Origin of the sequence: Bacteroides sp. MSSM.1001136sp1_RTP21357st2_D2_RTP21359_211015, from assembly GCF_040913205.1 — a bacterium.
GTDB lineage: Bacteria > Bacteroidota > Bacteroidia > Bacteroidales > Bacteroidaceae > Bacteroides > Bacteroides ovatus.
On the sequence record NZ_JBDFVF010000032.1, the window covers coordinates 25,181 to 44,922 of the forward strand.

The 19,742-nt window shown below is 41.8% G+C and carries 14 protein-coding genes; 10 read left to right on the forward strand and 4 right to left on the reverse strand.

All coding sequences use genetic code 11. From position 1 onward, the window contains the following. Nucleotides 1-38: 38 nt before the first annotated feature. The 3 genes from AB5217_RS18810 to AB5217_RS18820 all read right to left on the reverse strand — a co-directional run bounded on the left by AB5217_RS18810 (nucleotide 39) and on the right by AB5217_RS18820 (nucleotide 3,380). Nucleotides 39-1,256: a hypothetical protein gene (locus AB5217_RS18810; RefSeq protein ID WP_004312016.1), complete on the reverse strand. Its 1,218-nt coding sequence runs from the start codon at nucleotides 1,254-1,256 to the stop codon at nucleotides 39-41. Nucleotides 1,257-1,262: 6 nt separating this feature from the next. Further along, nucleotides 1,263-2,012, reverse strand: coding sequence for a YjbH domain-containing protein (locus AB5217_RS18815; protein ID WP_004297375.1), 750 nt, complete (start codon nucleotides 2,010-2,012; stop codon nucleotides 1,263-1,265). A gap of 414 nt (nucleotides 2,013-2,426) precedes the next feature. Next, nucleotides 2,427-3,380 carry a tyrosine-type DNA invertase cluster 3b gene (locus AB5217_RS18820; protein WP_004312018.1) on the reverse strand — a complete coding sequence of 318 codons (954 nt, stop codon included), beginning with the start codon at nucleotides 3,378-3,380 and terminating at the stop codon, nucleotides 2,427-2,429. An 860-nt stretch (nucleotides 3,381-4,240) separates the two neighbouring features. Here AB5217_RS18820 and AB5217_RS18825 point away from each other — a divergent pair. From AB5217_RS18825 to AB5217_RS18860, 8 genes are all read left to right on the forward strand, one after another. Continuing rightward, on the forward strand, nucleotides 4,241-4,510 hold the full coding sequence (locus tag AB5217_RS18825; RefSeq protein ID WP_004306027.1) for a hypothetical protein: 270 nt from the start codon (nucleotides 4,241-4,243) through the stop codon (nucleotides 4,508-4,510). Between the two features lie 7 nt (nucleotides 4,511-4,517). Continuing rightward, nucleotides 4,518-5,072: a 1-acyl-sn-glycerol-3-phosphate acyltransferase gene (locus AB5217_RS18830; RefSeq protein ID WP_004312020.1), complete on the forward strand. Its 555-nt coding sequence runs from the start codon at nucleotides 4,518-4,520 to the stop codon at nucleotides 5,070-5,072. A 94-nt stretch (nucleotides 5,073-5,166) separates the two neighbouring features. Further along, nucleotides 5,167-5,943: an amidohydrolase gene (locus AB5217_RS18835; RefSeq protein ID WP_004297370.1), complete on the forward strand. Its 777-nt coding sequence runs from the start codon at nucleotides 5,167-5,169 to the stop codon at nucleotides 5,941-5,943. 148 nt (nucleotides 5,944-6,091) lie between these two features. Next, nucleotides 6,092-8,083: a glucosamine-6-phosphate deaminase gene (locus AB5217_RS18840; protein ID WP_004297369.1), complete on the forward strand. Its 1,992-nt coding sequence runs from the start codon at nucleotides 6,092-6,094 to the stop codon at nucleotides 8,081-8,083. 194 nt (nucleotides 8,084-8,277) lie between these two features. Beyond that, complete coding sequence (locus AB5217_RS18845; RefSeq protein ID WP_032843725.1) at nucleotides 8,278-11,187, forward strand: xanthan lyase; 2,910 nt, start codon at nucleotides 8,278-8,280, stop codon at nucleotides 11,185-11,187. A gap of 79 nt (nucleotides 11,188-11,266) precedes the next feature. Further along, complete coding sequence (locus tag AB5217_RS18850) at nucleotides 11,267-11,584, forward strand: hypothetical protein (RefSeq protein WP_004297365.1); 318 nt, start codon at nucleotides 11,267-11,269, stop codon at nucleotides 11,582-11,584. Next, entirely contained in the window at nucleotides 11,584-11,808 is a 225-nt protein-coding gene (locus tag AB5217_RS18855; RefSeq protein ID WP_004306023.1) for a sulfurtransferase TusA family protein, read from the forward strand. Before AB5217_RS18850 ends, AB5217_RS18855 begins: the two co-directional genes overlap by 1 nt. A gap of 106 nt (nucleotides 11,809-11,914) precedes the next feature. Further along, nucleotides 11,915-13,801, forward strand: coding sequence for a YgiQ family radical SAM protein (locus AB5217_RS18860; protein WP_032843728.1), 1,887 nt, complete (start codon nucleotides 11,915-11,917; stop codon nucleotides 13,799-13,801). 286 nt (nucleotides 13,802-14,087) lie between these two features. Here AB5217_RS18860 and mfd read toward each other — a convergent pair whose 3' ends face one another. Continuing rightward, nucleotides 14,088-17,462, reverse strand: a complete 3,375-nt coding sequence (mfd, locus tag AB5217_RS18865) for a transcription-repair coupling factor (RefSeq protein ID WP_008774907.1) — start codon at nucleotides 17,460-17,462, stop codon at nucleotides 14,088-14,090. Nucleotides 17,463-17,648: 186 nt separating this feature from the next. Here mfd and AB5217_RS18870 point away from each other — a divergent pair, with 186 nt between their 5' ends. Both AB5217_RS18870 and AB5217_RS18875 read left to right on the forward strand, forming a co-directional pair. Beyond that, nucleotides 17,649-18,392 (forward strand): polyprenol monophosphomannose synthase, encoded by a 744-nt coding sequence (locus tag AB5217_RS18870; RefSeq protein WP_004306020.1) that lies wholly within the window; start codon nucleotides 17,649-17,651, stop codon nucleotides 18,390-18,392. Further along, nucleotides 18,389-19,726: a dihydroorotase gene (locus AB5217_RS18875; RefSeq protein WP_042994289.1), complete on the forward strand. Its 1,338-nt coding sequence runs from the start codon at nucleotides 18,389-18,391 to the stop codon at nucleotides 19,724-19,726. The genes AB5217_RS18870 and AB5217_RS18875 overlap by 4 nt, the downstream gene beginning before the upstream one ends. Nucleotides 19,727-19,742: the final 16 nt, after the last annotated feature.

The following is a 19,742-nucleotide window of genomic DNA, read 5'->3' on the forward strand; positions in this document are numbered from 1 at the left end:
AATTTGTTAAAAATACTAGTTTAAATATCAATCATGTTTCACTTCTCACTCGTTCTAATCAAATAATATCGAATATAATCCGGCTGCCAGAAGTGTGAATTCTCTGCCGACTTAGGTTCAACACTATAACTTTCGCCCAATGAACGATGAGCGTATTCATTCCCGCTACGCATATCATACTGAAAAGCAAAATATTCGGGAAGCATCACCCGTAGCAGATGTCGCCTGCGTTTCTTTCCCGGTAATGGAATAGAGAAATTAAACCCTGCATTCGTTGCTCCATCTGTGTACATACCATATATACCTACAATATATTCGCCGAAATAGCGTGAAAGAGTTCCGCGTACTCCATAATCTCCATAAATAAAGCGGGCCCCTTCTACTTTCACCAAGGTATTCACTTCCGGCACATAATATCCTACGCTAATCTGTCCATTGACTCTTTTCCACTTACTCATTTTCCAGTCACTGCCATAGAAATGGGAAGAACCGGTAATTCCTCCTCCACCTTCTACCGTCCACCTGCCGTTTGCTGAAAAATAGCCGATTCCTGCAGCAAGTCCCTGACGGTCATTAGAGAAACTACCGCCAGTGAGGTATCCTTTCCAATGGTTAGCCAAGCGAAAATCCTGACGCAAAGCCATGAATCCCAAGCGAACGCAGTTCCACTTACCATCTTCATTACTTACAATAGGCAAAGAAACCTGCATCCGTAGCGAAGCTCCTTTCCATAATTGCATTTCCAGGGCAGGTTGCAACTCGAGTGCCGCCTTATACAACTTATAAGTTACATTATTGACTAACATCACGTTGGGATATATCACAAAATCTACCTTACCGAAAGAACTTTCTTTTCGTTTTACACCTTTCAGCTGACGCACAGCAGTTCCGGTAGAAGTAGTCATCCCCATCTTACGATACACTTCATCCAACGTACATTCACCGGACTGACATTTTTGAATCAAATCTGCAGGGATAGTTATACATAATTGTGGTAGGGCATTATCTAATATAAGTAGCTGCAAAGTCGGTATTTCCGGTATAGCAACCAAATGGCGTATAGCAATACCGATTCCATTATAAATACCTCTATAGGCAGAGGTCTCAAAAGCTGCAGTTATCGTGTCCCTTTTCTCCACAACTGAAATATTCTCCATTTCCAATTCTTTCAGTGTCTCACTCACACGAACTGGCTGTGCCTGTAACAAAGAAATACCACAGAGAAAAACAGCAGTCACACTAACAATCCTTTTCATCTTCTTTTAATGTATTAATGTACATTCATACCGCAGACCAGCGGAAACACACGTAAATTCACGAGTAAACACATTGACGGACAAATGCTTCCAAAAGCGCATGGCAGCCCCCATATTCCATCCATGCGTATCATATTCCACCATCAATTTCAATTCTTTGCAAAAAGAAGGCGTGTAACGGACACCTCCGAAAGGTCCTTTATTAAATACCCGGCAATCGCCTTGATGAATATACCATCCGGCTGTGACAGCCAATTGATCTCCTGAACGAAATCCGATAGTCTTTGTCAACACACCATAATAAGCTCCCCAATATGGAGTCTTCTTCTCAGTCAAAAGATCATCTCCACCAATCACAACAGCCGGAAAATAGCGGCTTTCTTTTATTGGACGAATGCGAATCGTATTAGAACGGTCCTGATTATGATAACCCGTTCTGCCTGTGCCGGTTGTCATTTTGAGTAATGTCATCCGATAAGTGAATTCGATAAAAGAGAAAAGAGTCATATCTACAAAATAGTTCATGGTAGGGAAACTGAAAACCGATGGAGTAACCTGTTCTGGTAAGAAATTGACTCCTCCCGTAAATGTACCGGTCTCTTGCATTTCAGCGGTAGGTATCATCAACTGCCCCGTTGTTCCCATGGAATATTGCGCATGAATCAGACCGCTCATCGGAATGAGTATCAGAAATAGAATACTACCTTTTAACGAAATAAATGGCTTATTCCTAAAAGCCGCTTTAGTTTGTTTCATCTTTATTTGTATGTTATACTTTTAAATAGAGATATTCTCAAAACTTTTTTGATTAATCCACTATTTTTACCTTATATAATTCTGTTACTTCTTAGGTAACAGTAAACACACAATCGAGACCAACCGGAATGAGAACAGAGAAAAACATCGACAATTACAGTGAGAGAAGAGCTTTTGCCTTTAGCGAAGGGGAAAATTCTTTTTAAAACAGGACATATAAATCATTGGGCATGAAGATATAATTATTTCATGTTCGGATTTTTTTTTGCCGTATGCATCAGATAAAACGAAAAAAAATGGGAGAATATTTGTTTGCTATTTATATTTTTGTCTATCTTTGCGTCATATTTGATTCCGTTACCTAAGAAGTAACAGATACATTTAAATGCTGATTATTAAAGTTTTGTCTATATATCACCTGCCTGCATTGCAATCTCTAACGTAAGATAAATTCTTTCTATTTACTTCTGTACGTTCTCTTAATCCAAAGCCTTTCAGATATATTTGTGTGGTTTTAATAGATTTGTGCCCCAACGATTCACTTATCATTTCAATAGAAACTCCGCGGTATTTGGCAGTAGTGGCCCAAGAATGTCGGAAAGTATATGAAGTGACAGGCGAATTTAAGCGCAACGCTCTCGCCAAATCCTTCAAACAATTATTAAATCTACGAAGAGCAGACTGATATTCCTTATATGCTTTTTCATCTTTTCGCTTCTTATCACTATGTAAAATATCGAATAAATAGTCGGGACAATCAGGAAGAGCAGGTTTATTGCTTCGAAGCTGATTCATCATCTCCTTTGCACTTTCGAGAATTTCCAGGCTCATTGGTGTTTTAGTCTTGATACGATTATATTGAAGCACATTCCGGTCTAAAGCCGACTTCTCTAAATGCGCCAAATCTGCGAATGACATTCCACAAAACTGAAACATTAAAGCGGCAATCGTCTGCGTACGACGCAAACGTTCGGATTTCGGATCCTCATATAGAAGTTTGTGTAACTCGGTCACAGACAATGCTTTCTTTTGCCGGATATCCACGCCTGTATAAACATCATGAAACAACCGGGGAACATAAGGGGCACTTCCCGCTTCTACTCCCCGATTGTAGATACTACGAAGCATACGCATATAAGTAGAAATCGTATTGAGCTTTAATCCGGACTCGTAAAGATGCTGTCCATAGCAACGTAAACATTCTCGCGTGACTTGCCTGAACGATATGTTCAATGTTCCACAAAACTTACTAAAAGAAAAAAGAGCATTCTTATAAACATGAGCGGTAGAATATCGCCCTTCTTTCCGCAAACGCTCAATGTACGCTCCGGCACATTGGCTAAATCCATTTTTATTAATTTTTTGCATCATTAGTTATTTTAGATTATACAATAAATTAAGAGAAAGAACAAAAATAACCTACTTTATGATTGCAGCTATTATAAAAAAGAAAAATAAGAGAAACACCGTCATTCACGTGAAAGTTATTCTTGTACTTCGGTGAGAAAACAAGTGAAACCGATACAAAAACGAGGGTATCCAAAGAGGGCTGTACAAAGCGCTGAAACGCCTGCCAGTAAAGGGGGAAAAGCCAACGAAAACCAGTAGAGTAAAGTAGAGAAGAGAAAAGTATTATTTCTGTTATAAATAATAGCAATAATATAGGGCAGAGAAAATGGCTTTGGTTGCTACCGCTGTCGGTCCGGATCACTTTGTCGGTGCCGTTTCTATTCCCGTGTCCCTCATGAGTTGTTCGTCCGGCAGATGACCGACTCTCGTCCGGCAGGTTGTTGATGCTCGTCCGGTGGGTAACGGATATTCACACGGTAGATAACGTACGTTTGTCCGTTAGGTAAATTCTATATTATTTCTCGGGCTACCGCTTCACTAAAAATAACATTTGGCTCATACATAACCAACATTGGTTAAGTAAGTGACTTACCCTATCAACTGTTGAACTAAATAAATTATTCATTAGTGATCCGAAATGAACTAAATAGGAATTTATTGAAACGCAGATTAACAAGTAAATCATATAAATACTATTCAGGATCACAATCAAACCGTTATTCCATCAATAATAGCCTGTGAAATTATTTAAATGAAGAGATAGAGTTAAGAAGATGAAGGCCTGAATAATGTTTTTCCCTATATTATTCGCTAGAATCAAAGAAAGTGCCTATCTTTACCGCAAGTATTTTTATTATTCACCATTAAATGTAAAGATTATGGCAAGTAGAAGAGAACTCAAAAAGAACGTAAACTATATCGCAGGAGAATTATTCACCGAGTGTTTAATCAACAGTATGTTTATCCCTGGCACAGACAAGGTAAAAGCAGATGAACTGATGGCAGAGGTACTGAAGATGCAGGATGAGTTTGTCACTCGCATCAGCCACACAGAACCGGGCAACGTGAAAGGTTTTTATAAGAAATTCCGTGCTGATTTTAATGCAAAGGTAAACGAGATTATTGAAGCTATAGGGAAATTGAACTAACAACAGAATGAAAAAAGCAATTTATAGCTTTATCTATTACCGCCTGTTAGGATGGAAGACAAACGTTACGGTGCCTAATTATGATAAATGCGTGATATGTGCCGCTCCACACACAACAAACCTTGATTTATTTATTGGAAAACTATTTTATGGTGCTATAGGCCGTAAGACAAGTTTCATGATGAAAAAAGAATGGTTTTTCTTTCCACTTGGAGTTTTTTTCAAAGCAGTTGGCGGAATTCCCGTCGACCGTAGCCGAAAAACTTCGCTAGTAGATCAGATGGTTCATAATTTTGCTAAATATAAAAAGTTTAATTTGGCTATCACTCCCGAAGGAACCCGCAAAGCGAATCCAAACTGGAAAAAAGGTTTTTATTTTATAGCTTTGAAAGCACAGGTTCCTATCGTCCTGATTGGTATTGATTACAGCAAGAAAACGATTTCGGCAACGAAAGCTATCATGCCGTCAGGAGATATTAATAAGGACATGAGAGAAATCAAACTTTATTTCAAGGATTTCAAAGGAAAACATCCGGAGAATTTTGCTCTTGGAGAAATATGATTTAAGTATTAGGTATTAAGTATTAATCGTAGCTTTTGATATACTTATCCGCACGGCTTAATACTTAATACTTATTACTTAATACTTAGTTATCATGGAGTCTATCCGTATTTCTATCATACAAACCGATATTGTTTGGGAAAATAAACAAGAAAATCTCCGTTTGCTCCACGAAAAGCTGCAAAGTCTTCGTGGAATAACGGAGATTGTTGTTTTACCGGAGATGTTTTCCACCGGATTCAGCATGCAGAGTAAAATGCTGGCAGAGCCGAACTCCGGAGCAACCATTACAATACTCAAACAATGGGCTGCCCAATTTCAGCTAGCCATTTGTGGAAGTTATATAGCAACTGAAAACGACCAGTTCTATAATCGGGCCTTCTTCCTGACACCGGAAGGAGAAGAATTCTATTATGACAAACGTCACCTGTTTCGTATGGGAAGGGAAGCCGAACATTTTTCGGTCGGTGACAAACGACTTATCATCCCCTATCGTGGATGGAATATCTGCCTGTTGGTTTGCTATGATCTCCGTTTTCCTGTATGGAGCCGGAACGTAAACAACGAGTACGACCTTTTAATATATGTAGCCAACTGGCCTATCCCCCGCCGTCTGGTTTGGGACACTCTGCTCCGGGCGCGTGCTTTGGAAAATCAATGCTATGTATGCGGTGTCAACAGGGTGGGTATAGACGGATATCAGCTTACATATAATGGAGGAAGTAGAGTTTATTCTGCTTTCGGAGAAGAAATCGGCTCATTTCCAGATGAAAAGGAAGGAATAGCTACTGTGAGTCTTAATCTGAACACTCTCAACCAATTCAGAGAGAAGTTCCCGGTATGGAAAGATGCAGACGAATTCCATCTGTAACATTGGCAAAATAACAAATGTTAAAAACAGATTCTTGCAGCAACAATACCTAGAACTCGGTAGTTAATTATATAGACTTCTTTTGTATCTTTGTCGTGAAAATACAGTCGTAAGGACGCTAATCTTACATAACTTAATTAACAACTTTATGAAAACAAATCTTAGTTCTCAAATCAGTCTCCACCGGGTCTCCCCCAGATACTACAGACCGGAGAATGCATTTGAAAAATCAGTCTTGACAAGACTCGAAAAAATCCCTACGGACATCTACGAATCCGTAGAAGAAGGTGCTAACTATATTGCGCGCGAAATAGCACAAACCATCCGCGAGAAACAAAAGGCAGGACGTTTCTGTGTATTGGCTCTTCCCGGAGGAGATTCACCCAGCCACGTATATACCGAGCTTATCCGTATGCATAAGGAAGAGGGACTTAGCTTCCGCAATGTGATCGTATTTAATATGTATGAGTATTATCCGTTGTCTCCCGATGCAATCAACAGTAACTTCAATGCTTTGAAGAGTATGCTGCTGGATCACATCGACATTGACAAGCAGAATATATTCACTCCCGATGGAAGCATTGCCAAAGATACCATCTTCGAATATTGCCGTCTGTATGAACAACGCATTGAAAGCTTCGGAGGTATTGATATTGCTTTGTTAGGGATTGGTCGTGTAGGTAACATTGCGTTCAACGAACCGGGTTCCCGACTGAATTCTACCACTCGTCTGATTTTGTTAGATAATGCATCACGAAACGAGGCATCCAAGATTTTCGGAACGCTGGATAATACGCCGATCAGCTCCATTACAATGGGAGTAGCTACTATTCTTGGCGCAAAGAAAGTTTATCTGCTTGCATGGGGTGAAAACAAAGCAGCTATGATTAAAGAGTGTGTGGAAGGTCCGATCACTGACACAATTCCTGCTTCTTATCTGCAAACTCACAATAATGCACATGTAGCTCTTGATCTTTCAGCCGCTATGAACCTGACACGTATCCAACGTCCATGGTTAGTCACTTCTTGCGAATGGAATGATAAATTAATCCGCAGTGCAATCGTTTGGTTGTGTCAGTTGACCGGCAAACCGATTTTGAAGTTGACAAATAAAGACTATAACGAAAACGGTTTGAGTGAACTTCTGGCACTTTACGGTTCTGCGTACAATGTAAATATCAAAATCTTCAATGATTTGCAGCACACCATTACCGGATGGCCGGGCGGTAAGCCTAATGCTGATGATACCTATCGTCCGGAACGCGCAAAACCGTATCCGAAACGTGTGGTCATCTTCTCTCCGCATCCGGATGATGATGTTATTTCAATGGGTGGTACGCTTCGCCGTTTGGTAGAACAAAAGCACGAAGTACACGTAGCTTACGAAACTTCCGGTAATATCGCCGTAGGTGACGAAGAAGTAGTTCGTTTCATGCATTTTATCAATGGATTCAATCAGCTCTTCAATAATAGCGAAGATTTGGTTATCAATGAAAAATATATAGAAATACGCAATTTCCTGAAGGAGAAGAAAGACGGTGATATGGACAGTCGTGATATTCTGACTATCAAAGGTCTGATTCGTCGTGGTGAAGCCCGTACAGCTTGTACTTATAATAATATACCGCTGGAACGTTGCCACTTCCTCGATCTGCCATTCTATGAAACAGGTAAGATTCAGAAAAACCCAATCAGTGAAGCAGACGTAGAAATTGTACGCAACTTGCTCCGTGAAATAAAACCTCACCAGATTTTTGTTGCTGGTGATTTAGCCGACCCACATGGAACTCACCGTGTATGTACAGACGCTGTATTTGCTGCTGTCGATCTTGAAAAAGAAGAAGGTGCCAAATGGCTAAAAGACTGTCGTATCTGGATGTACCGTGGTGCGTGGGCTGAATGGGAAATCGAGAATATTGAAATGGCAGTGCCTATCAGTCCGGAAGAACTTCGTGCAAAACGTAACTCTATCCTGAAACATCAGTCGCAAATGGAAAGTGCTCCGTTCCTGGGTAACGACGAACGTTTGTTCTGGCAACGTAGCGAAGATCGTAACCGTGGTACAGCTACTTTGTACGATCAATTGGGATTGGCTTCTTACGAAGCAATGGAAGCATTTGTAGAATATGTTCCATTATAAGAGTAATCATTCTTAATTAAGAGAATATAAAACAATGAAAGAAGAGTGGGAAGTTTCGATACTTCTCGCTCTTTTTTGTTTATTTTTGCGGGGAAAATTAAACGCGGATTAACGCAGATTTTCGCAAAGAAAAATAGAATAAAACAATCTGCGATAATCCGTGATAATCTGCATTTAGCAAAAAAGCAACAAGTATGAAGAAAATAATAGTATTTTTTCTAGGCCTTACATTCTGTGCAACTTTTCTTTTTGCGCAGGATATTGAAAGAAATGTAAAAGAGCGGCTGACGGATTACTTCAACCAATATACCGCAACAGCCAAAATCAGCACTCCTAAACTGAATAGCTTCGATATTAATTACGACCGTAAGACGATTGCAATCTATGCATCGGAGAGTTTCGCCTACCAGCCTTTCCGTCCGGAAACTGTAGAAAACATTTATAATCAAGTTAAAGAATTGCTTCCGGGTCCCGTTCATTATTACCAACTCACCATTTATGCGGATGGGAAACCCATTGAAGATTTGGTACCTAATTTCTACCGGAATAAGAAAAAGGATAAGGAGCGGTTATCCTTAAATGTAGATTATAAAGGAGCTCCCTGGGTGAAAAACACTTCACGTCCTAATGAAATCTCACGCGGACTACAAGACCGCCACATTGCAATCTGGCAAAGCCACGGCAACTATTTCAAAAATGATAAAAACGAATGGGGATGGCAACGTCCCCGATTATTCTGCACCACAGAAGACATGTTCACTCAATCTTTTGTCCTTCCTTATGTAATTCCAATGCTGGAAAATGCAGGAGCGATTGTCTATACTCCCCGCGAACGAGATACACAAAAGAATGAAATCATTGTAGATAATGATACCCCCAATGCTTCCCTTTATTTGGAAATGGGGGGTAAAAAGATTAATTGGGCAAATGCTCCGGTAAGAGGATTTGCTCAGAAGAAAACAATCTATAAAGATGGAGAAAATCCTTTCACTGACGGAACCTGTCGTTTTATTCCGACAGAGAGAAAGAAAAAGAAGAATAAAGACCAGGTATTTGCCGAATGGGTGCCTACTCTACCGGCAACAGGCAAGTATGCAGTTTATGTTTCCTACCAAACATTGCCCAACAGTGTAAGCGACGCCAAATATCTGGTATTCCATAACGGAGGAGTAACCGAATTTAAAGTTAATCAGAAAATAGGTGGAGGCACATGGGTTTACCTCGGAACTTTTGAATTCGATAAAGGGAGCAACGACTACGGCATGGTGGTACTTAGTAACGAGAGCAGCGAACATGGGGTTGTATGCGCCGATGCAGTACGTTTTGGAGGGGGAATGGGAAACATTGCCCGTGGAGGAAAAATCAGCGGGCTACCGCGTTACTTGGAAGGAGCACGCTACTCTGCTCAATGGGCGGGAATGCCATACGAAGTATATGCCGGACGAAAAGGTGAAAACGACTATACAGACGATATCAACACACGCTCTAACGTTATCAATTATTTATCGGGCAGTTCCGTCTATAACCCACAACAGTCGGGTCTGGGCGTACCTTTGGAAATGACGATGGCATTGCACAGTGACGCCGGATGTAGCAAAACAGACGAACTGATTGGATCACTCGGCATTTACACCACAGATTTCAATAATGGCAAACTGAATGCAGGAACAGACCGGTATGCCTCACGTGATCTGGCAGACATTCTGCTGACACAAATTCAGAAAGATATTTATTCAAGCTATAGCTTGCCTTGGATACGCCGCAGCATGTGGAACCGGAATTATAGCGAAACACGTCTTCCGGCTACACCTTCTACGATTATTGAATTACTCTCCCACCAGAACTTCGCAGATATGCAGTTAGGACATGATCCGAACTTCAAGTTTACAGTGGGGCGTGCCATTTACAAAGGTATTTTGCAGTTCATTACCAACCAGCATGATAAAGAATACATAGTTCAGCCTCTACCTGTGAGCAATTTCGCCATTCAATTCGGAAAGAAAAAGAATACATTAGAACTTTCATGGAAAGGCGAAGACGATCCGCAAGAACCGACTGCACGACCACGGGAATACATTGTATATACCCGCATCGGTTATGGAGGTTTTGACAATGGCACTTTAGTCAGCAAAACGTCCCACACCGTTAAGATAGAACCGGGACTTGTTTATTCATTCAAAGTAACTGCTGTAAACCGGGGTGGGGAAAGTTTTCCTTCTGAAATCCTCTCCGCTTATAAAGCCAAACGTGAACAGGGAAAAGTAATCATCATCAATGGCTTTGACAGAATCAGCGGTCCGGCGGTCGTTAACACTTCTGATAAAGCTGGATTCGATCTAATGCAAGATCCCGGCGTTCCGTATATATCGAATATTTCATTTTGCGGAGCACAAACCGGCTTCGACCGTACACAAGCCGGTAAAGAAGGAAAAGGAAGTCTGGGACATAGCGGAAACGAATTAGAAGGAATGAAAATTGCAGGAAACACGTTCGACTATCCTTTTATTCACGGAAAAGCAATTCAGGCAGCCGGAAAATATAGTTTCGTATCATGCAGCGACGAAGCAGTAGAGAACGGGTTGGTTACATTAGAAGATTATCCAGTAGTAGATTATATTTTGGGACTGGAAAAAGAAGATCCTGCAAGTAAAGCATATTACAAGACATTCTCTTCGGCTATGCAACGGATTATGACCAGTTATTGCCAAGCGGGAGGTAACCTGTTTGTCAGTGGTGCTTATGTAGGAAGTGATATGAGTGGAACACAAGGAAACCGGGAGTTTACAGAGAAAATACTGAAATATGGTTATCAAGGTAGCCTGACGGATAAGAGTTCGAATCAGATTAAAGGATTGGGCCGTACTATTACAATCCCACGTCTGCCTAATGAAAGCAGTTATGCTGTACCTGCTGCCGATTGTATTGTTCCCGTAGATACTGCCTTCCCCGTATTTACGTATGCACCCGGCAATCAGAGTGCAGGTATTGCCTACAAAGGAAACTACCGTACTTTTGTATTGGGCTTTCCTTTTGAAAGTATCCAGTCCGAAGCAGACCGGGCAACCATTATGGCAGGCATCTTGGGATTCTTTACTCAAAAATAAAAAATATCCTTTTTTTTAATCCGTTTCTCATTTTAAATTCTATCTTTGCTACTATAATAACCTTTAAAACTAAAATACAATGTATACTATACAAGCAAATCCCAGCGGTACACGCAGCATAGAAGTATCTAATGAAAACTTGAGAACGATTGAAAAATATGCTCTGTTCCGTCATCTTATCGACAGTACCGGTATTGTAGATGAAGCAGTTCTGGATAAGTTGAAACTTAATATCCGCTCCCTTATCGCCAGTCAGGAGGAAGACAGTAAAGACTTGCTGGACCTTTGTATCGACGTGATTTATCACAATAATATGAAGGCATTCGGCTTGCAACAGCTCATCAAGCTTTATCTTACCTGGCTCTCCAGTCCGGAAGCGGAAGAAGAGGAGGAATAATGATTACGGTAGATACCTGCGGAATAACAGCATACAGTCCGCTGATTCCTGCAATAAAAGCGATGTGCACTGCCTCTCCGGGTGAAACGATAGAGATTATCATGAACCATGCTGATGCGTTTCAGGATCTAAAGGAATATCTGTCCGAGCAAGGTATCGGCTTCCGTGAAATCTATGACGGAGAACAAATGACATTACAGTTCACAATCAACGGGAAGTTTTAAGAAAACACTCCAATGATTGGAAGAAAACATCCTGATGATTGAAGTTAAACATCTCAATGAATAAAAAAATCATTGGGATGTTTTTTATTATCCGTATCTTTGCAGCATGAAAGAATATCAATTGACCGACTGGTTACCCACTACCAAAAAAGAAGTAGAACTTCGCGGATGGAATGAATTGGATGTCGTTCTATTCAGTGCTGATGCTTATGTGGATCATCCTTCTTTTGGTGCTGCCGTTATCGGACGCATTCTCGAAGCGGAAGGTTTGAAAATAGCCATCGTTCCCCAACCTAACTGGCGTGACGACCTGCGCGACTTCAAGAAGTTGGGACGTCCACGGCTATTCTTCGGTATCTCCGGCGGATGCATGGACTCAATGGTTAATAAATATACCGCCAACAAACGCCTACGCAGTGAAGATGCTTATACTCCGGACGGCCGACCGGATATGCGCCCGGACTATCCTTCTACAGTTTACAGCCAGATACTAAAGAAACTTTTTCCGGATGTTCCGGTAGTCATTGGAGGAATCGAAGCTAGCTTAAGGCGATTGAGTCATTACGATTATTGGCAGGACAAAGTACAAAAGAGTATTTTGTGCGACAGCGGAGCAGATCTGCTCATCTACGGAATGGGAGAAAAGCCTCTTGCAGACCTGGTGAAAAATATGAAAAGCCTGCTCACCACTGAAGAACCTGTACTGACAAGCAGCAAATTTAGAACAATTATCGGATCTGTGCCCCAGACAGCCTATCTTTGTCGTGCAACAGAATGGATATCTGCCGAAGACGATCTTCAACTTTATTCACACGAAGAATGTCTGGCAGATAAAAAGAAACAGGCTAGTAATTTCCGACATATCGAAGAAGAATCCAACAAATATTCGGCTTCACGAATCACACAAGCAGTAGGAAATAAGATAGTCGTAGTCAATCCTCCCTATCCTCCGATGAGCCAGAAAGACCTCGATCATTCGTTTGATTTACCATATACCCGCCTGCCTCATCCAAAATACAAAGGGAAACGGATTCCGGCATACGATATGATTAAATTTTCCATCAACATTCACCGAGGATGTTTTGGTGGCTGTGCATTCTGTACCATTTCCGCCCATCAGGGAAAGTTTATTGTCAGCCGAAGCAAAGAGTCTATACTGAAAGAGGTAAAAGAAGTTATTCAGTTACCCGATTTCAAGGGATATTTAAGTGATTTGGGCGGTCCTTCCGCTAATATGTATCAGATGAAAGGAAAAGACGAAGCTATTTGCAAGAAGTGCAAACGACCGTCATGTATCCATCCGAAAGTTTGCCCGAATCTAAATACCGACCATCGCCCCTTACTGGATATTTACCGTGCAGTAGATGCCTTGCCCGGAATAAAAAAATCGTTTATCGGTAGCGGAGTACGCTATGACCTGTTACTTCATCAAAGCAAAGATGAAACTACCAACCGTAGCACTGCCGAATATACCCGTGAATTGATAGTCAATCACGTGAGTGGCCGGTTAAAAGTGGCTCCGGAGCATACCAGTGACCGGGTATTATCTATAATGCGCAAACCTTCTTTTGAGCAATTTGAAACATTCAAAAAGATATTCGACCGCATTAACCGGGAAGAAAATCTGCGTCAACAACTGATTCCGTATTTTATCTCTTCGCATCCCGGATGCAATGAAGAAGACATGGCGGAACTTGCCGTTATCACTAAACGTCTGGACTTCCATCTGGAGCAAGTGCAGGACTTCACTCCTACTCCGATGACAGTGGCTACTGAAGCCTGGTATAGCGGATTCCATCCATACACGCTAGAACCGATATTCAGTGCCAAAACCCAACGGGAGAAACTTGCACAACGACAGTTCTTTTTTTGGTATAAACCGGAAGAACGAAAAAACATCATCAATGAGTTGAGACGTATCGGACGTTCAGATTTGATAGACAAGTTATATGGAAAAGGAAAGGACATGGAAAGAGGGAAAGGAAAAAGATAGAATGAAATAAATTATAAATCAAGCATAAGGCATGATTATGAATCAATTATAACTTGTGATCTTATTGGCTACTTTTAAGTTAGCGCTCTCCAATTGATATGTATTTGATTACCTAGTAAGTTTTCGTTTGAGAATAGTCAAACGATAGTTCAACTATTGTCGGGCGTTAGTTCAACAACTGTCAAACGAAAACTCATTAGGCAATCGAGAAAATAATATAGGTAAGAGAAAGAAATAAAAGCTACATAGTAATGAGTTGTTGCCAATGATAGCATCTTCAACTCATTTATGCTTCCTTTACCGGCAAAGCCACAATCTCCTGCAACACACTGACCGCCGTTTCCACATTAGTAACATCCTTAATCAGCATACTCCGTCTGCCGTTCTGTTCACGCAAATCACAACGACGAGTATATTTCATCATATAGTCTATCACTTTACCAAAAGCCTTACTTTGATAGAACGGACTATCCGGATTGGAAACAAAAAACAAGGTCATCCGCCCACCTTTCAGGAAGATTTTCTCTGCACCCAAACGGGCTGCAAGACGGCGTAGAGGCACAATACGGAGTAGTTCTTCCGTTTCCCGGGGAACTGGTCCGAAGCGGTCTTCCAGGCGAGCACGGAAAGCTTCCACATCTTTGTCCAATGTCAGTCCATCCAGTTCACGATAGAGCAACATACGTTCGCTGCTGCCTGTTACGTAGTTGGCAGGTAACAATAGTTCGAGGTCGCTTTCTACCTGACACTCGTCTACAAACTCTTCTCCACTAATTTGTCCTTCGCCCTTGATTTCATCCGCATACAGTTCAGCAAACTCGTCTGTCTTTAACTCATGGACAGCTTCAGTAAGAATTTTCTGATATGTCTCATATCCCAAATCAGCAACAAATCCGCTTTGTTCGGCTCCAAGCAGATTTCCGGCTCCACGAATATCCAAATCCTGCATGGCGATATGAATACCACTTCCCAAATCACTAAAGTTTTCAATTGCTTGAAGACGTCGTCTTCCTTCGGCTGTCAAACTACCTAACGGAGGAGCCAACAAATAACAAAAAGCTTTTTTATTACTACGTCCTACCCGTCCACGCATCTGATGGAGATCACTCAATCCAAAGTTTTGCGCCTGATTGATAATGATAGTGTTGGCATTCGGAATATCAATACCACTTTCAATGATTGTAGTTGCCAAGAGTACATCATAGTCGTAGTTGACAAAATCCAGAATAATCTTCTCCAGCTCTGTCGGTTCCATCTGTCCATGTCCAATCGCTACACGGCAATCCGGGATATGACGTTCGATCATCGCTTTCAATTCCGGCAAGTTCGCAATCCGGTTATTGACAAAGAAGACTTGACCATTGCGGCTCATCTCAAAATTGATGGCATCCGTTATCACTTCTTCATTAAAAGTATGCACTTCGGTCTGAATCGGATAGCGGTTGGGTGGCGGAGTAGAAATCACACTCAAGTCGCGTGCACCCATCAATGAAAATTGAAGGGTACGGGGAATTGGAGTAGCAGTCATAGTCAGTGTATCCACATTCACTTTCAACTGGCGCAGCTTTTCTTTGACAGAGACTCCGAATTTCTGTTCTTCGTCCACAATCAACAATCCCAAGTCTTTAAACTGGACATCTTTTCCCAAGATACGGTGGGTACCTATCAGAATACCGACATCTCCATCTTTCAATCCCTTCAATACAGCTTTGGTCTGTGCGGCAGTACGTGCGCGGCTTAAATATTCCACCCGACACGGCAAGCCTTTCAGACGCTCACGGAAAGTCTGAAAATGCTGGTAAGCAAGTACTGTTGTCGGAACCAGAACGGCTACTTGTTTATTATCGGCAACAGCTTTGAAAGCCGCACGAATCGCAACTTCTGTTTTTCCAAATCCTACATCGCCACAGACTAGACGGTCCATCGGGCGGTCACTTTCCATATCTGCCTTGACATCAATCGTCGCCTTACTCTGATCCGGTGTATCTTCATAAATAAAGGATGCTTCCAGCTCACGCTGCAAGAAACTATCGGGACTGTAAGAGAAACCTTTTTCCTGACGACGCTGCGAATACAATTTTATCAAATCGCGGGCAATGTCCTTGATTTTACTCTTCGTACGTTCTTTCAGTTTCTCCCATGCACCTGTACCTAATTTGTTAAGCCGGGGAGCCTCTCCTTCTTTACCTTTATATTTGGAAACCTTATGCAAGGAATGAATAGAAACGAACACCACATCTTCATTTTGAAACACCAGTTTCAAAACCTCTTGCGTAGTATCACCGTTCGGAATACGTACCAAACCGGAAAAACGTCCGATACCATGATCCGTATGCACCACATAGTCTCCCGGAGTGAACTGATTCAGTTCTTTCAAGGATAGTGCCACTTTTCCCGAACGGGCTTTATCACTTTTCAGATTATATTTATGAAAACGATCAAACAACTGATGGTCTGTGAAGATACAGAGCCGCAGTGTGTTATCTACAAAACCTTCATGAATAGTACGTTCTACGGGAGTAAAATTAATCTTATCACCCCGATCCTCAAAAATCGCTTTGATACGATCTGTTTGCTTCATGCTGTCACTGCAGATATAAAGCGAATAGCCCTTTTCCAGATAATCCTTGAAAGAAGAAGCTACCAGATCGAAATTCTTATGAAAAATAGGCTGGGCAGATGTATTGAAAGTAACGCTGGCATTGGGCGTTCCGGTCGGTTTATTACCAAATTCCAACCGGCGGAAATCAAGTGCCCGCACAGTAAACTCGCTGCCGTCTATCAATTTCCCTTCCAATGTAATGCCACCATTCTCTTCGGCCTCCTGAACGGCTATTGCCTGTGGAGTCAGCGCCTCATCGTGTACCACCTGGATTCGCTCGCGCAACCAAAGAAAATCACGCATTGCCAAAGTAGTCTCTTTCGGGATAAAATCCAGAAAAGAAGTCGTTACATCTCCTGTCACCGCCAAATCGGGAACGATAGACACTCCATCTTTCTTCTCACGGGATAGTTGAGATTCCACTTCAAAGGTACGGACACTTTCCACTTCATCACCAAAGAAATCGATGCGATAAGGATATTCCGAAGCAAAAGAGAAAACGTCGATAATACTACCGCGAACAGCATATTGTCCCGGCTCATATACGTAGTCTACATATTCAAAACCATAACTATGCAACACATCGGTGATGAAAGTGGTATCCACTTTCTCTCCTACATTCAGCTTCAGCGTTTTATTACTCAATTCCTTGCGCGACACCACTTTCTCCGCCAATGCATCCGGGTACGTAACGATACATAATCCCTCTTCCCCCTTTTGCAAGCGGCTAAGTACTTCTGTACGCAAAATCTCATTGGCCGCATCTTTTTGTCCATACTTGATGGAGCGACGGAATGAAGATGGAAAGAACAACACTCTTTCCGTACCCAATATCTGCGTCAAGTCGTGATAGAAATATCCGGCTTCTTCAAGATCGCCTAAAATAAATACAAACGGGCAACCACCCTCTTGCACCAGTACAGAAGAAAAAAGAGAAGCGGCGGATGCACACAGTCCTCCGCAAAAAACAGTCTGAACGGAAGTGTCCTTCAACAAGCGCTTCATTACTGCCATATTGGGATGGGCAGCATATTGTTGTTGCAACTCAGTTATTGTCATACCTATAAAATTTCCCCGCAAAATTACAAAAAAGATTGGGAGTATGCACCCAAAGAACAGAAGTATTATAATAAGGTATCTGCCGTCTTATTCCGCATGGGGCATGAAACACGTTAAATTTTCCTTAGTTCAGCTATAACTAAAGGAAAAAGAACTACTTTTGTTTCTAAATTTTATAGTATCTATATGCAGACATCGGATAGCATTGTAATTATCCCCACCTATAATGAACGGGAGAACATAGAAAATATCATCCGTGCCGTTTTCGGCCTTCCCCAAGTATTCCATATTCTGGTCATAGAAGACGGCTCTCCGGACGGAACGGCAGCCATCGTAAGAAAACTGCAACAAGAATTTCCCGAACAGCTTTTTATGATAGAACGTAAAGGAAAACTGGGACTGGGTACTGCCTACATTACCGGATTTAAATGGGCACTGGAACACGCATACGAGTATATTTTTGAAATGGATGCAGACTTCAGTCATAATCCGAATGATTTACCCCGTTTGTATCAGGCTTGTTCGGAACAAGGAGGAGATGTATCCATCGGTTCCCGTTATGTCAGCGGAGTGAATGTAGTGAATTGGCCGATGGGACGGGTATTGATGTCATACTTCGCCTCTAAATATGTGCGGTTTATCACCGGAATACCTGTACATGACACCACTGCCGGATTTGTTTGCTACCGCCGTCAGGTATTGGAAACGATCGATTTAGATCATATTCGCTTTAAAGGATATGCCTTTCAGATTGAAATGAAATTCACTGCTTACAAGTGTGGTTTCAAAATTATCGAGGTTCCCGTTATCTTTATTAATCGTGAATTAGGGACTTCTAAAATGAATAGCAGCATCTTTGGAGAAGCCATATTTGGTGTGATAAAATTAAAAGTAAATAGTTGGTTCCATAAATTCCCACAAAAGAAATGAAACGTACACTGATTCAAAACGCCGTTATTGTCAACGAAGGAAGAAAAGTTCTGGGTTCAGTAGTAATCGAGAATGAAAAGATAGCCGAAATATTGGTTGGTGAAGAAAACGCAACTGCCCCCTGCGACGAGATAATAGACGCAACCGGGTGTTATCTTTTGCCGGGTGCCATCGACGAACATGTGCATTTCCGCGATCCCGGACTGACTCATAAGGCAGATATCACCACAGAAAGTCGTGCTGCGGCAGCAGGAGGTGTCACCTCTATCATGGATATGCCCAATACCAATCCGCAAACTACCACATTGGAGGCTTTGGAGGAAAAATTTGTTCTGTTGGGTGAAAAGTCAGCAGTCAACTATTCCTGCTATTTCGGAGCAACGAATAATAACTATACCCAGTTTGCACAACTGGATAAACACCGGGTTTGTGGAGTGAAGTTATTTATGGGTTCAAGCACCGGCAATATGCTGGTAGACCGGATGGCCAGTCTGCGTAATATATTCGGTGGAACCGATCTGCTCATCGCTGCTCATTGCGAAGATCAGGGAATTATCAAAGAAAACACGGATAAATATAAGAAAGAATACGGAGACGACGTACCTTTGGCTCTTCATCCGCTCCTTCGTTCGGAAGAAGCTTGCTATCGTTCATCCGAACTGGCAGTGCAGTTGGCACGTGAGACAAACGCCCGCCTGCACATCATGCATATTTCCACAGCTAAAGAGTTGAGCCTGTTTTCTAACGTACCTTTGGTACAAAAAAAGATCACGGCAGAAGCCTGTGTTTCTCATCTGCTCTTTACGGAAGAGGACTATCAGACACTGGGTACCCGCATCAAATGCAACCCTGCCATTAAGACAGCGCAAGACCGGAAAGCTTTGCGAGAGGCTGTCAATAGCGGTTTGATTGATGCTATTGCCACAGATCATGCCCCACATTTACTTAGCGAAAAAGAAGGCGGTGCCTTAAAAGCAATGTCCGGAATGCCGATGATTCAGTTCTCACTCGTCAGCATGTTGGAGTTGACAGAAAAAGGAGTGTTTACTATCGAAAAAGTAGTAGAAAAGATGGCTCATGCTCCTGCGCAGATGTATGAGATACAAAACAGAGGATTCATTCGCAAAGGCTATCAGGCTGACCTGGTATTAGTCCGTCCCGGAAGCGAATGGACTGTAACAACCGATTGTGTTCTAAGCAAATGTAAATGGAGCCCATTAGAGGGACACACATTCGACTGGAAAGTAGAGAAAACATTTGTAAACGGACATCTGTTATATAACAACGGAGAAATAGACGAGACTTATCGCGGACAGGAATTAAGATTCAGATAAACAGCAGCTCGCCTTC